The sequence below is a fragment of the Virgibacillus sediminis genome (genome assembly GCF_042643265.1).
GTDB lineage: Bacteria > Bacillota > Bacilli > Bacillales > Amphibacillaceae > Virgibacillus_O > Virgibacillus_O sediminis.
On sequence record NZ_JBHRRZ010000001.1, the window covers coordinates 1 to 13,980 of the forward strand.

Genomic DNA, 13,980 nt, shown 5'->3' on the forward strand with positions numbered 1-13,980 from the left:
ATCATCGATGACCTCATGTATATGGCAATGGATCAACACGAGGCAAATCTGTTTTTCCAGTTAGTCAATCATTTGTATGAACGAAGTTCAATTATATTGACTTCTAACAAAGGGCCAGAAGAATGGGGGGATTAATGGGTGATAAGGGTATCACCACAGCAATCCTCGATAGACTTCTTCACCGGGCCGAGGTAATTCATTTAAACGGATCCAGCTATCGGATCAAGAACAGGCAATCTGTTTTTCAGTCGAAAAGTGTTCAAAATTAATGAGCAAAAAGTGTTCAAAACTACTTGACGGTTACACTATTCTGCTACCTACTCTTTCTATTTCATAATCATCTCTCTTATCGGTATTTTTAATACTATTGCCCTTTCGGCAAAAAAGAAAAGTAAAAAAACCAGGTGGTCTATATTTTCAATTTTATTCGGAGTTTTCTTTTTCACTGTTTTGTTAATTGGCCTATGGTCTTCTTAACATCAGATATAGCCGGGGGTGTTTATTTTAAGTTGAAAATCAACTATTCTATTTGTTGAAACATTTAGATGTGCTAGTTCGTAACAAGGATACAGATTAAAAATATAAATTAGATAGGAGTGTTAGATGTGAATTTATTTAATACATTTGCAGAAGCAGTGCAACTAGAACTCTTTGATAATGTGGAAGATGCAAATAAGTGGCTTAAATCCAATCCTAAGAAACAAGTGATGGATATCAAATTAAGTTCATCTGGTGACAAAATTCTAGTTGTTTATAAAGACGTCTGACATCGTGTAAAAAGGAGTGTTGGTCCATTGGAAGAGAATAAAGGATATAGAAGGTTCACATTAATATTCCACTCGTTTATACTCGTTTTTTCCTTAGGTTTAATTCTCTCTTCTGTTGCGGGTTGGAACGAGATGAATCGATCATTACTTTACTTAATTTTAGGGATTGTTTTTGCAGCCGAAAGCATATTTGGGCTATATAAGAATTTCAGGTAAAGATTGTTCCAGTAATCCCTCTGTGGCAATAGCTACTGGTATACGGCAGAATAAAAGTAGTTAAAAAAATGCGCCCAGATTATATGGTAGTAGGTGGGAATCCAGCCAAAGTAATGACACAGATTGAAATGATTAGCTGATGTTAACGGAGCAAGACTTCCTCAGCGCGATCGGAATTGTTTTTTCTTAAAAGGTTTTTTCGAATTTTGTATGCTGAATTTAGAATTATTGCTTTAAGAGCAGAAGAGTAAAAGAGTGTACAAACATGAAAAGGCTACCTAACAAGGTAGCCTTTCAGGGCTATTGGCTAGGAATATTTGTTCCAATTCCGCCAAGTAAATTAGAAAGTGCTTCTAATAGCTGTTGTACTTGGTCAGGTGTAAGGTCGTCTTCGAAGTTAATCGAAGACAAGGTAACTCAAGTTGTAATTCGATTCCGAGTACTACAATACTTATAGGGCAAGGAATAGAAACATAAAGGATTTCATCACCTTGACAACAGCCTTCTGGACATTGATTTTGTTGCTCGTCATTCTCTTGGCTCGAATTGGGTTGTGATTCTTGTGGCATTCAAACTCTCCCATTCCTAAGTTTGTTATTAATTTATGAAAGGATGTTTTATCGGACTAAAAGGTTGTACAACTTAACAGGGAAATGATTAAACAACCTGCGTTTTATTAATAGGAGGACAATTTAATTTTCAGGGGTTGAACCAATGCTTCTTTTGATTCTTTATTGAACTAATTGTACTTACAAGGTAATTTCGGAAAATGGTTCTTTTCTTTGCGCTCTTTTATATTGAATATTGTGATTATATGAGGGTTATCGAATATTTGGGCAGCATGTTTGAGATGAATAGGTAACGGGGAGTGGGGTCATTGAAAAAATTATCTTTAGTGGGGAAAATCAATTTATTATCGGGAATATTTCTTTTCTTATTAGGCATTTTCTTGTTAGTACAAGAGCTTGCTGAAGGTTTTTCATTTAAAGATTTTCCTCAATCCATTGGTCTTATCCTCATAGGGATCTCTATCTTTTTATCATCATTCTTTTACAACAAAGGGGATGATTAACAGATTTACCAATTAAGGACATCGTGATAGACATATTGGTCAAAACCAGTTTTATTTAGCCCCTCCTACATAATATTCCAATCGTTTATTTAATAGAAAGGATCACCTCATTGTTAGAACCTTATCTTTATCCCAATTTTTCTTTTAAACATTATTTCCTTTTTGGGAGTTGTTCAACGCTACCAATCATTATTGAAGATTTTCCTTTCCCGTTATTTAAAACAAAAAGAAATAGACCTATAGTTACACAATACTAAAAGAATTAAAGGTAAAATTCAAAAAATTGGTTGAATTACATGGATAGCCCTAGTAGGATATATATGTGTAAGCGCTGTGCATATCGGAGTAGGTACTTTCAAGTGGAAGGCGTTTTGTCCAAAAATCAAGGGAATGGAGTGAGTTGTTTGGTGAAAGGCAGTCTTCAAAGGTTCTCAGTGTCGGTGATGGCTCTCGTTATGTTGGTGGGAAGTTTTTCTTTCGGCAGTCCAGTAACTGCTCATGAGACCTCTGAATGGGAAAAGAAATTTGAGGAAATGCGATCTTTGTACGAATATCAAGAGAAAAATCCTGAAGTACAGCACGAAATCACGGAAAAAAAGGAAATTAAGGCTAACATTAGATGGATTAATAAGATTAGAAATAGCGAGTTGTTAGATGGATTGAACATGAAGGATTTAAGGGATACACATGTAACTACTCAATACTTAGGAAAAATCGATCGAAAATATGATGTCAACGCTTCCGTATTTGAGTACAATAAGGATGAAGAAGGTTGGGCAATTATCGTATTGTATGATGTTGACCGTAAAAAATTAGTGGACATGGTTAAGTTGAACCATACTGGCGACCAAGCAGAAGTTACTAACTACTTAACTGGTAATACGGTGGATCTTGATGAAGAGGTTGAAAAAGAGGAGGAAAAGGCTACAGGTCCCGTGATTTTATGGCACCCACCCGGAGAACAAGACCTATGGAATGACCCGAATTGTGAGTGGGCTGCTGTGTTTTACTGTGGCATAATGGGCTTTTTGACGACTCCTTGGGGAAGTATTGCATGTAGTGCTGGATGGGCAGCTCTTTGTCATTAAACTATTAATAGAGGGAGGGGAGATTGTGTTTTTAATCGTATGGAAGTTAATCCGATCCTTTGCATTAGCGCTAGCGATTGTGGGATTGGTTACTTTTATCACCGAGGGAGTGTTGCCGTATAGCAGCATTTTCGTGATAGTGGGAATTATTGCTGCTGGAATTTCCCATTACTTTATTAAGCAAAACAAGAATGCTTCGGGTTAAAGTGTGACCTTTTTGTTTGCACACTCCCTTCCAAACAAGGCATAAAAGGTGCCTTGTTTTCTTTCTGTAGAGGGTAAAAATAATATAGATTTAAAAAATGCTTCTATTATTTGTGTTTCTATTTTAATTATTGTAGTTATATGAGGGTTATCGAATAATTGGGCAGCATGTGTGATATGAAAATAGGTAATGGGGAGTGTGTTCATTGAAAGGATGTTAGACCAGCCGAAAAACAGATATAAGAATTCTTTCATTAATACTGTTGTTTCTATTACTGGTATTTCGATATCAATGGACGGTAACTTCGTATCACTTCCAGGTAAATACGTATACAAACATAGACTTATATATTAGGCCACCTCTATAGACACCTTGGTTGGTTTAGGAATGATAACTCTGTTGGTCCTTTAGAACTGGCAGAAACCGATGAAATCGACTTGGAAAGAGGTAATAACAAAAAATAATTTATTAATCGAATCCATAATAAAAAAGGATGTATGAATCGTTTTAATGAAGTGAGGACTAGTCAAAAGAAGTAATGATAATTTTATAGAAAGGGAGTGGTCCTATGGTAATAACTGGTCAATTGATTTTTAAACTATCTTCCATACTTGCTTTAATTTCAACAATCTTACTGTTGAGTGTACATATTACTGGGACTATTGACGTTCCAATTCCGGCTATTATTATACTAACTTTTACAAGTATTTCAGGAGTTTCAGTGGCTTTTTTTATGGATAAAGAGGAAACCAAATAGTGCTAAAACTACTCAACAAACAGGGCGTTAATGGAAATAAGGATCTAAAAAAGGGGTTATTAATATGGAATCTGACTTAATTTGGCTAGCTCTAGGAATTGCGTTGGCAGGGTATTTTATAGGTAACGGATTGAAAAATTTTAAGAATCCAGATGCTAAAAGTTTTAGTGAGATCCTTGAAAATGAGGAGGAACATGAATTAATAACGGAAAATGATGTGCATCACTTTATGGGTATATCCAAAGAAGACGCAAAGCATCTAATTAAGGAGCACTCAGATGTACCGCATATCCTTATAAATAATAGGGTGTACTACCCGAGAGCAAAATTACGTGAATGGTTAAAAAATCTGGAGTAGACCCTTTTTTATTGTTATAACCCTATCGGATGCGACTCTTAAATCCTGTAATCTACCAACAATGAACGGACTTAATAAGCTGGAAGAGTTACTTTGTATGTCTAAAATTGTTGGAAAACGCAAATTTAAGCAATGTGGATCATCTAGATACGGACTAGCTCCAAAATAATATTCATGAAAAAACAAATGGTCGTTCATTGTGAGAGTGAGGAATCAGAAGATATGGTAGTGAAGTTATTAAATGTAAGTGTTGTATTACTCTTTGGCATAGGGATTGCCACTTTTATTTTTGCGGGAGTTAATCCATCGGCGGCTGATCAAATCCTTACAGTTCCATGGATAAATGTCTCGTTAAAGATTTTTATGTTTATTCTATTGATTGCTTCAATGACTAACTTTTTCCGCATGCAGGCAAAAGACGAACAAGCAAAACTTGTACATGCTCGAAATGCCTTTTTTACATCTGTATTCATTATGGTATTGGTAGACTGGAAAAATGGGTGGCCTGTGTTCAGTTCATTTTTCTAATTATTTTACTTCTTCAACATTGATATCATGCGAACAGCGTAAAAACCCTTATGCTTACGCTTCGATCACTGCATAGAAATGAACAATATCAGAATTAAGCCTGAACCCGAGATGGGCGACTAAAAATTGCTTGGGAGGGTTCAATTTTGAACAATAAAGCAGTCGTAAGATGCTATAGGAGTAAACTTTAAAGGTATAGGAGTTCAAACCAAGGGATAGCTGTAGCACTTCTTTCTATTATCCTAAAAAGTTACTGGATTTATATTGGGTGCTAGTAGGAAATGGCTGAGATTGCAACTACTCCGTTGCTGATCGTGGGGAACCTCTTGGGTTTGTTGTTGTGCTAGCGGTTGCTTTAACGCATTAAGGAAATCGTCTATTTGACAGTCTATCTTGTCCTAGCGGGCAAGATTATTCAGGAGTTTAAATCCAGGCTGGGGGAATTATTATTTTTTTATTAACAGCAATTGATGGAATAATCGTAGGAGATATGATTTTTCAACTGATTTTTTTCATACTTTTAATCGTATTACTTGGGGGGGTTGCTTCGTTATTTAATAAAAGAAATAGGCGTCTAAATAAAAATCAAAAAAAGTTAGAAATTAATTTTAAATCGCTCAAAGCTAGATTTATTTTAGCAGTAATAGTTGTTTTAATTGCAGGATATGAATTGATTACTGAGAACTTTGAGTTCCACTCATATATGATGTTTTTTTTAGGCTTAATGATGCTAGTAATGGGATTAGATGAGTTTCAAAAAGGACGGAAAGGTTATGGTTGGATTAGCGTAGTGGTTTTTTTGTTATTATTATCATTGTCACTTCAAGGGTTTTTTTGAATAACGGGTCCAATAGTTAAACAAGGCGATCACCAAAACAATCGTCTTTTTTTGAACTATATTTTTGAATATTATGTTAAGGTTAGATGAGTTATTTAACTAACTGGCACGTTAATTCAACAAGTTGTTAAGGGGATATTTTAAATGAAGAAGGTTCTACTGTTATTATTAACTTTATTTATCATTGCAGGTTGTTCATCAGAAAAAGAACAAGTGATTGGAAAATTCAAACCAGAGATAAAGAATAAATATAATGTTGTTATTTTTACAGAAGATATTCCTTCCCAAGATTTCCAAGATAGTGTTGGGAACGTTGATGAGTTATGGGAAGGTCAAGAAGGTAAAGTTGATTCATTAACTTATAAAATATGAGGGAGAAGAAAGGGAGACTGATTATCAAGCTATTTTTGAAATAGAAACCTATCCTAAAATAGTGGTATTTGATAACGAGGGTATTGTTCTACAAACCCATAAATTAGATGAATTGCAAACTTTCTTAGAAAAATAATTACAATCTTTATTCCACTAACGGGCGCCATATTTAGAATAGTTTAATAGAGGAGAGAAGGGAAAGTAATGCTAAATATCAAAGCTTTTAGTATGATTATCGGGCTTTTCATGTTAATTATGGCAACAGGATGTTCTTCTGAAACAACGAGCGGGACTTCTGAGAGTGATACAAAAGAAGGAGAAAAAGAGGTAATAGAGGGCCAGCAAAAGAAAGAAGAGAAAAGTAAAGAAGAAGACGGTACTGCCCAGACAACTTCTAAAAGTGAACCTTCCGAGGGACTCTTTGAAGAAGTGCCCCAACCTCCGAAGACGTTGGAGGGTTTAGTGAAGTATCCAGGAGGACCGTTCGGTGGTAAAGAATTTGAAGAACAAGCAGGTGAAATTAAAGAAGCTTTGGATGAGTTCCCTTCTCTACAAAATAATGACAAATATGCAGTGGAGCAATATTGGGCAAAATTGGTCACTGTTTTTGCGGAGGATTACCCTGATCCAGCAAATATCGTGAAGAAGTGGGAAGCATTCGATTTTGGAAATCCAGAAATAGAGGATACCAAATATCAATTTAAAGAAAATTATAATGTGGAAATTTTATTGGATTCAAGTGGTAGTATGGGGTTTTATAATGGGTCAAAGTCAAGGATGCAATTAGCAAAAGAAGCGATTAATAATTTTGCGAAAGAATTGCCAAAAGAAGCCAATGTTGGGCTTCGAGTCTATGGTTTTGAGGGTACTGGCTCTAATGCAGATAAAGAAATTTCATGTGCGAGTAATGAGTTGGTTTATGGACTCAAGCCATATAATGAAAAAGACTTAAAACAGGCGTTGGATGGTTTTCAGCCAGCTGGTTGGACACCATTGGCAGGAGCAATCCAATCTGCTAAAGAAGATTTAAAGAGTTACGATGGTGAAAATAATACCAACATTATTTATATCGTGAGTGATGGGGTAGAGACATGTGATGGAGACCCTGTCAAAGTAGCTCAAGCTTTAGCCGAATCAAATATTACTCCAATCGTGAATGTTATTGGATTTGATGTAGATAATGAAGGACAGAAACAATTGGAAGAAATTGCTGAAGCAGCAGAGGGTACATATACATATGTTAAAAATCAAGATGAATTAACTACCGAATTAGAACGGACCCAGGACATGGCTAAAGAATGGAAAAAATGGAAAACAGATGCCATCAGCGATGTTAGGGTAAAAGGTGCTGAGCGAATGAACGTTCTTCGAGATTTTAGAGGGGAGTGGGCAGACAGAAGGAAAAGAGAATACCATAATTTCCATGAATCCTTCGAATACTTGTATGACCAGGGAAAAATTTCGGATGAAGTGAAATCTGAATTTTATGATCTAAGAGATGCACGGCTGGATATGATTTATGAATTCCAAAAAGACATTTTTGATACGCATTATGAATTAAAAGAGAAAGAATCCGAAGAAGCAAAAAAATACATTGATGAAGAATATAAGCAAAATACAGATGGTACAAATTAAAATAATCCATACAGTCTAAAAGTAAATAATAATCCCTTCCTTGTAATTGAGGTGGGGATTATTTGTCGGTTAAAAAGCGTAACCGCTTCTCCAGGAAGACATTATTAGAAAAACAGACTTTAATATTAAATACTATCACTTCAAGATTCCCAGAAATAATAAATTATTTATTTGTTTCTTTACCATTTGGTTATATGGTATCAAAGTGGGCGTGAATCCTTATTAGAGATCAACGCCTAAAGAGACATTTACTGAAGGAGAAGTGATGGTTAAAACTTCTGCTCGCAGATTCTTTGAAACCTTTTAAGTGATTGGTCGTAATTATTACTAAATACATTTTCCGAAAGCGATAACACTAAAATTTGAACCGTATATGGGAAGGAGAATAGGTGAGTGAATTTATCAAAACGAGAGATTTATAATATAACAGTTACTGATAAGAATAAGAAATTCTTGGAGAAAGGCTTTCGATACTATTTTTATCGCGGACTCATATTTTATGCCATTATGCTTATATTACTTAGTATCCCGTTAATAACCCAAAGAGCCTCCTTGTTTGATTATTTGGTTTTGCTCGTTGTAATGTTTCTTTTTTACTTATTGGTATGCGGGATGATGTGGGGATTTGTTTCTTTGTCCGTCCGGTTTGGCGAGCGCCGTATAAAAAAGTTGAATATAAGTCGGAACGAGTATGCAGAAATTGTAAATAAACATAGCAAAGACAGGTTAACCGAAATGTATGAGCAGCTGACAAAGCGATATCAGGTCGAGAGCTTGCACAAGTTACCGGAGTTCCGGGTTCCTGAACATCCAATCATCTATGGAAAAATAGGCAGTTGGCTGGGCTGGGGTGACCTTGATGGAAATCAAAAGAAAGAAGGAAGAAAAGATAGATTGGTTTTCATTGTGGCCGGGGCTATCCTTTCTTTTTTCGGGCTTTTGGGATCAGGCGGAATGTCCGTACTGACAATAATTGCCGGGTTGGTTTTGGTTGTATTTGCGTTATTTTCCAAGAACATCGGCCAGAGGAGCGGACATAGCCTGAATACCGACAGTTTGACAATCTATAAAACATTATTGCATTATTGGAATGAGCGATTTGTTCAAGTGGACTATAGAACAAAAAGAACGAAGGATACCTCATTTGGAAGACAACATGTTTTTGATTTGGCTGATGGTGACAAAGTTAATATTGAAAACTGCTATGAAGCACCCCATCCGGTGAATGACGAGTTGTTGTCTGATACGATTTCCTATGTATATAAAAACAACAGAGATATCTTTAAAAACGGAAAGAGTAATATTGGAATTCTTTGGAATTTACAAATGCCGGATGTAAAAGAATTTGATTCAGACATCTCGAGCAACTTTTACCTGCTTCCTGCAGGAGACCAATCAAAAATGTATTATTACAACTATTATACTACCAGGGAAGGGTATGATATCTATATTACTAGGAAAGTATTGGACAAAGAATTGGATAATGTTCTGGAATTCCTGAGACCATTCACGGAAAGGGGTTGGAAAGTTGGGGTTGAATATACTGGAGATTATATGTATATTTATCTTCCTGAGTTCCTACCCGATATTGAGAACATAGCATCAGAATCTGAATTGTTACATGTATGCAGACGTGTTGACAGTTTTTACAGCTTTTTTAAACGTTCGCTCGTCTGGAGGTACGGAGACATTGAAAAGTGGAATAAGAGTGAGATCAAGGGGTGATTGGCTGTGTGCTTTGCAATCAATCATGTGAATGAATTATAAAAATTTATTCAAGTAATTGGTTTATTCATGGTCTTATGAGCAAACAAGTATTCTTTTTATGTGCCATTAAATGGAGTAACTTTTGATTGAAAAAGGGGGTGTTGCTAAAATGCCAATTTGTCAAAACTGAGGTAAAAACTGGGCTTAAAATGGTGTCCTTCGTACTTATATATATTAGATCAGAGAAATAATTGCTTATTTTGGTATCATCATAATATTCTGTTATTGTTCAAGTATAGTTATCTAGTGTACCTGCCATCTTATTGATGGAAGCCGTCATATCCTTTAATTAAAGAGGGAGATTCGGCATAAAAGAGTTTCCGTTAAGACTTGTGTAGAACGTTTTGGAACGTCTGCCGCGATTTATAGTAACACCCAAACAAAATAACTCAAGATATTAAAAGTAGTGTATTGCTTCTGCGATATGCTTTTTTATTGCTTATAAAAGCCAGCTTATCCCAACTTGTGGGGTCGGCTGGCTTTTTTTGCTATACAAAAAATTTGAAGGGAGTGATGGTATGACCTGACAACAGATGTTTGTCTGACGCTTTTCACAAAATTATTAAATAAGGAGCGGATGAAATCATGGAAAAAGCAATCCAATTCTCGAACTATGAAAAATCCTTGATCTGGAATCGGTTTATCAAGCCAGTCAATGGCACACAGGAAGAGGCCGAACATTTTCTCGAAGTCTGTGAGAATTTCGGGCTGAACCCATTGCTGGGGGACATCGTCTTCCAGCGCTATGAAACCAAACGTGGAGCCAAGACCCAGTTCATCACCACAAGGGACGGCCTTCTTCGTGTAGCCACCCGCCAGTCGGGTATGTTGGCCCGCCCAATGCCAATGTGGTAAAAGAGGGCGATCATTTCGAGTTTTTGCCTTCAAGGGGGACGGTCAGACATCAATTCGGCACCAAACGGGGGAAAATCCTGGGGGCATATGCCATCATGCAGCATAAGACCCACCATCCAGTAGCCGTCTTTGTTGACTTCGAGGAGTACTTCCAAGCCAACAGCGGTAGGCAGAACTCCAGGTATGGCAATCCCAATGTGTGGGACACCCTGCCGATCGCCATGATTGTCAAGATAGTGGAGACCTTCGTGCTGCGCCGGCAATTCCCACTGGGAGGGCTGGATACGCAAGAGGAAATCGGGCTGGATGAAAACATGCCAACAGAGGGTACAGCTCAAACACCACAGAACCAGGAGGCAACAGAGTCTTCACGGGCTGCAAAAGAAGTTCAACGGGAAGCTGAACAGTTGGAACCAGAAACACTCACTCATGAGGTGGCTGTAAAATCATTTGATATCAAGACGACCTCCTCGGAGAAGAAGTATGGGTTGCTGATAGTTCAAAGCAAAGAATCAGAGAAAGAATTTCAAGCATTGGTGAAGGATGAACAATTAATGGAATCCTTAAAACAGGTAACTTTAGGAGAAATACTAGAGTTAGAACTCTATGAGGAAAACAGTTTTTATTTCCTTAAAAATTATGCCGACACAACTTCAAACGAAGAAGATGAAGGTGTAAACACTAGAGGAAAACCAAACAGGTCAACCATCAGACCAACCAGAGGAACCTGCTTAAGAAGCTAAGAGCGAACAGCAGGAGCCCTCAGCTCAGACAGAATCCGGTAATGCTTATGACGTTTACATCCAAAACGTCACAATCGGTGAAAAAGCATCTGAGAAATTCGTGAAGATTGCCGGCATTATCGATGGCAAGACTCAACTGATACTTGCCCGCGGCAGTGAAGCTGTTCAGAAGACTGAGGGGTTGGAACAAGGAGATAACGCGCCTCATCCCGAAAAAAGAGAATGGATTCCTTTTTCTGATTGATGTTGTTCAGCCAGCCGAAAAAGCGGGACGATCATCGTGCTGCCTAGCATTCTGGATGTTGCTCTGAAACCAGGAGTTACGGCAAGAAGGAAACCCGGTGCAAGTGTCCGTTTTGTGAGGAAGACGCCAACAAGCCGAAGAAATATTACCTTTCCTTGAACACGGTAGATAACTTATATAAATGTTGGTATTGCAAGACCTCCGGTGGAGTGCTTGATTTTGAAGTGCAACTCAGCGGCAAGCCTTACAACGAAGTGAAGGAAAAGTATTTTGGTAAAAGGAAGAGAAAACTGCACCCGGCTTGCCTGCTGAATCCATATCAGCTGGACCGGATCGGTTGGAAGGAATACAAAAGGAAATCATTCCAAGACTTCTTGCAGAAACGGGAGCAGGTCATCAAAGATTGGAAGCGATATGTTCACGAGGAACTGGTGGTGCATTATGCCCTGTTCATCTGCATCGCTCATCTGGAAACTCAGGAGAAGCGTCAAGAGCAGTTATTGGAATGGCTCATACAAATTTGCTGGGAGTCCTATATTCCAAACATGTACACACGCATCCAGGAAGAATTCTTGAAACCGTGGGAAGATGCGGCGGATTGGTCGAGAGAAGGAACAGAACTGGGACGGAGTGCATGGAGGGTCTGTCTGAAGACCATGGACTTCGAACTGGAAACGTTGTTTCTGAACATCATGTTCATCCAGCATGCAGACAAAATGGAAAATAAAAAAAGACACGTTCCGAAAGAGAAACGTGTCACACAAAAAGTCATTTAACTTGGTTTAGTCTACCAAGGTCAAAAACAAAAATCAAATCGAAGGGAAGTTTTATGAAATGAATAATGTTCAATTAATCGGTCGCATGACAAAAGACGTAGACATGAAATACACGAAGAATGGAAATGCTGTTGCAACATTCACCCTGGCGGTGAACCGTCCGTTCAAAAATAATCAAGGTAATCAGGACGCAGATTTCATTTCGTTGTCAGGTATGGAGGAAACCTGCGGAGAATACAGCACAATATTGCAGGAAAGGCTCTCAAGTAGGCGTGGCCGGCCGTATCCAGACCCGTTCGTTTGAAGGGCAGGATGGAAAGACGGTATTCATTACTGAAGTGGTTGCCGATCATGTCGAGTTTCTTGATACCCGTAACCAGAATGGACACGGGAACCAATCCAATCCCAATAACCAGAGTCGTCCACAGAGCAATCCATATCAGAGTCAGGGTGTACCCGTGGATGTGAATGATGACGACCTGCCGTTTTAAAATGATTGAAGGGTAAAGAGAGATGGAATCAAATCTGTCTCTCTTTTTTTATTTATACGGAAAGGAGGGGAAAAGATTGATATTTTCATTCTCACGCTTGAATCTATACAGACAGTGTCCCTACCGGTTCTATAACAAGTATGTCTTAGGAAAAGAAGAGCCTGTGACAAAGCCGTTGGCTCTTGGAAAGGCGGTTCATCAGGCCATCGACGATATAATCAATGGTTCTAGCCATGAAGAGGCCGTTTTGAACGGGTATGCATCCGCAGGGTTTCACGAAGACCTAGTACAGCAGGAGATTTCTGATTTGGTCGAACGTGCACCTGTTTACTGGAAGATGGGCAGAACGGAAGTCTATTTTAAACTCCCACCATCAAATAGCCATAACGCGCCAGAAATTCAAGGCTATATTGATCTCTTGTCACCAGATGGTGCAATTACAGACTGGAAGACGAACAGGTCAATTTACGGAGTATAGGATAATAAGCAGTTAGCTCTTTATACGCCTGGGCAATCAGCCAAGAAACAGGAGTGAATAGAGTAGAGGCAATCCTGCACTTTTTACGTTTTAGGAAGGAAAAGGGAAGGATATTCAGTAAGGAGGAAATGGAAGAGGAAAGAAAATGGGCATTGGATATAGCAGATGAAATCAATGAAAGGCTGGATCTGTTGGAGGTCATGCCCGAGGAGAGGAAAAGAGTATTTCCGGCAAGACCATCACGTCTGTGTAACCACTGCCCGCTTGCTAGTCAATGTATAAAAATAGAACGGAATAGGCTGGCTTTTTGACACATCTTATATTACAAATTCGCTTATTTTTCCTAAATGGAAGCCCCTTCGATATGAAGGGGCTAATAAGGGAGTATCAGTATACGGTCTATCCAATAGGAGATATACGCAGTTATTAAGTAACGGGCGCTTATATACCTTAGTTGATACTGCCAGTAAGCATTCTTTCAACACTGGTTATACACAAGGAGGTCAAAAGAAGGTCCGTAATTTGTTAATGCAGACTAATACATCGGGAAGTTACCATTTTGATGATGGCTATGATTGTAATCGTTCTTCCCTTCCAACACCATATAGTGCTGTTCCAGCTTCATCACTGCCTGGTAATGCTTTTGATAAAGATACATATGACGTTGTGGGTTACTGTACTCATACCTTTTAGCCATCGAGCCATATAAGCTGGCTTCGTCCAAAAGATTTTTAATCGTTTGATCAAGTTGCAGGAAGAAACCCCCGTTATTTTCTAATAGCACAACACT

Annotated in this window: 16 protein-coding genes and 3 pseudogenes; 18 read left to right on the forward strand and 1 reads right to left on the reverse strand. The window is 38.1% G+C overall.

What is annotated here, in order from left to right; genetic code table 11:
- From ACFODW_RS00005 to ACFODW_RS00090, 18 genes and pseudogenes are all read left to right on the forward strand, one after another.
- Nucleotides 1-269, forward strand: a pseudogene (locus tag ACFODW_RS00005) (ATP-binding protein); the annotation flags it as partial.
- Between the two features lie 336 nt (nucleotides 270-605).
- The gene (locus ACFODW_RS00010) at nucleotides 606-767 is read left to right on the forward strand and encodes a hypothetical protein (protein ID WP_390301014.1); all 162 of its coding nucleotides are present in this window, start codon (nucleotides 606-608) and stop codon (nucleotides 765-767) included.
- 1,093 nt (nucleotides 768-1,860) lie between these two features.
- A complete protein-coding gene (locus tag ACFODW_RS00015) occupies nucleotides 1,861-2,055 on the forward strand; it encodes a hypothetical protein (protein ID WP_390301017.1) in 195 nt (64 codons plus the stop codon).
- Between the two features lie 404 nt (nucleotides 2,056-2,459).
- Complete coding sequence (locus ACFODW_RS00020) at nucleotides 2,460-3,143, forward strand: hypothetical protein (protein WP_390301020.1); 684 nt, start codon at nucleotides 2,460-2,462, stop codon at nucleotides 3,141-3,143.
- 25 nt (nucleotides 3,144-3,168) lie between these two features.
- Entirely contained in the window at nucleotides 3,169-3,348 is a 180-nt protein-coding gene (locus ACFODW_RS00025; RefSeq protein ID WP_390301023.1) for a hypothetical protein, read from the forward strand.
- Nucleotides 3,349-3,916: 568 nt separating this feature from the next.
- Nucleotides 3,917-4,105, forward strand: coding sequence for a hypothetical protein (locus tag ACFODW_RS00030; protein WP_390301026.1), 189 nt, complete (start codon nucleotides 3,917-3,919; stop codon nucleotides 4,103-4,105).
- Between the two features lie 64 nt (nucleotides 4,106-4,169).
- On the forward strand, nucleotides 4,170-4,463 hold the full coding sequence (locus ACFODW_RS00035) for a DNA-binding protein (protein WP_390301029.1): 294 nt from the start codon (nucleotides 4,170-4,172) through the stop codon (nucleotides 4,461-4,463).
- A 222-nt stretch (nucleotides 4,464-4,685) separates the two neighbouring features.
- Nucleotides 4,686-4,991 (forward strand): hypothetical protein, encoded by a 306-nt coding sequence (locus ACFODW_RS00040; protein WP_390301032.1) that lies wholly within the window; start codon nucleotides 4,686-4,688, stop codon nucleotides 4,989-4,991.
- Between the two features lie 490 nt (nucleotides 4,992-5,481).
- On the forward strand, nucleotides 5,482-5,829 hold the full coding sequence (locus tag ACFODW_RS00045) for a DUF3953 domain-containing protein (protein WP_390301035.1): 348 nt from the start codon (nucleotides 5,482-5,484) through the stop codon (nucleotides 5,827-5,829).
- Nucleotides 5,830-5,973: 144 nt separating this feature from the next.
- Complete coding sequence (locus tag ACFODW_RS00050; RefSeq protein WP_390301038.1) at nucleotides 5,974-6,201, forward strand: hypothetical protein; 228 nt, start codon at nucleotides 5,974-5,976, stop codon at nucleotides 6,199-6,201.
- Nucleotides 6,202-6,405: 204 nt separating this feature from the next.
- On the forward strand, nucleotides 6,406-7,836 hold the full coding sequence (locus ACFODW_RS00055) for a vWA domain-containing protein (RefSeq protein WP_390301041.1): 1,431 nt from the start codon (nucleotides 6,406-6,408) through the stop codon (nucleotides 7,834-7,836).
- A 393-nt stretch (nucleotides 7,837-8,229) separates the two neighbouring features.
- Nucleotides 8,230-9,561, forward strand: coding sequence for a YgaP family membrane protein (locus tag ACFODW_RS00060; protein ID WP_390301043.1), 1,332 nt, complete (start codon nucleotides 8,230-8,232; stop codon nucleotides 9,559-9,561).
- A 627-nt stretch (nucleotides 9,562-10,188) separates the two neighbouring features.
- Complete coding sequence (locus tag ACFODW_RS00065) at nucleotides 10,189-10,458, forward strand: recombinase RecT (RefSeq protein ID WP_390301046.1); 270 nt, start codon at nucleotides 10,189-10,191, stop codon at nucleotides 10,456-10,458.
- Nucleotides 10,452-11,201 (forward strand): recombinase RecT, encoded by a 750-nt coding sequence (locus ACFODW_RS00070; protein ID WP_390301049.1) that lies wholly within the window; start codon nucleotides 10,452-10,454, stop codon nucleotides 11,199-11,201. Before ACFODW_RS00065 ends, ACFODW_RS00070 begins: the two co-directional genes overlap by 7 nt.
- Before the next feature lie 453 nt (nucleotides 11,202-11,654).
- Entirely contained in the window at nucleotides 11,655-12,221 is a 567-nt protein-coding gene (locus tag ACFODW_RS00075; protein ID WP_390301052.1) for a hypothetical protein, read from the forward strand.
- Nucleotides 12,222-12,279: 58 nt separating this feature from the next.
- Nucleotides 12,280-12,712 (forward strand): annotated as a pseudogene (locus tag ACFODW_RS00080) (single-stranded DNA-binding protein).
- A gap of 76 nt (nucleotides 12,713-12,788) precedes the next feature.
- On the forward strand, nucleotides 12,789-13,190 hold the full coding sequence (locus ACFODW_RS00085; protein ID WP_390301054.1) for a PD-(D/E)XK nuclease family protein: 402 nt from the start codon (nucleotides 12,789-12,791) through the stop codon (nucleotides 13,188-13,190).
- 32 nt (nucleotides 13,191-13,222) lie between these two features.
- Nucleotides 13,223-13,501 (forward strand): annotated as a pseudogene (locus ACFODW_RS00090) (hypothetical protein); the annotation flags it as partial.
- A gap of 224 nt (nucleotides 13,502-13,725) precedes the next feature.
- Here ACFODW_RS00090 and ACFODW_RS00095 read toward each other — a convergent pair.
- Nucleotides 13,726-13,974, reverse strand: coding sequence for a hypothetical protein (locus ACFODW_RS00095; RefSeq protein WP_390301057.1), 249 nt, complete (start codon nucleotides 13,972-13,974; stop codon nucleotides 13,726-13,728).
- Between the last annotated feature and the right edge of the window lie 6 nt (nucleotides 13,975-13,980).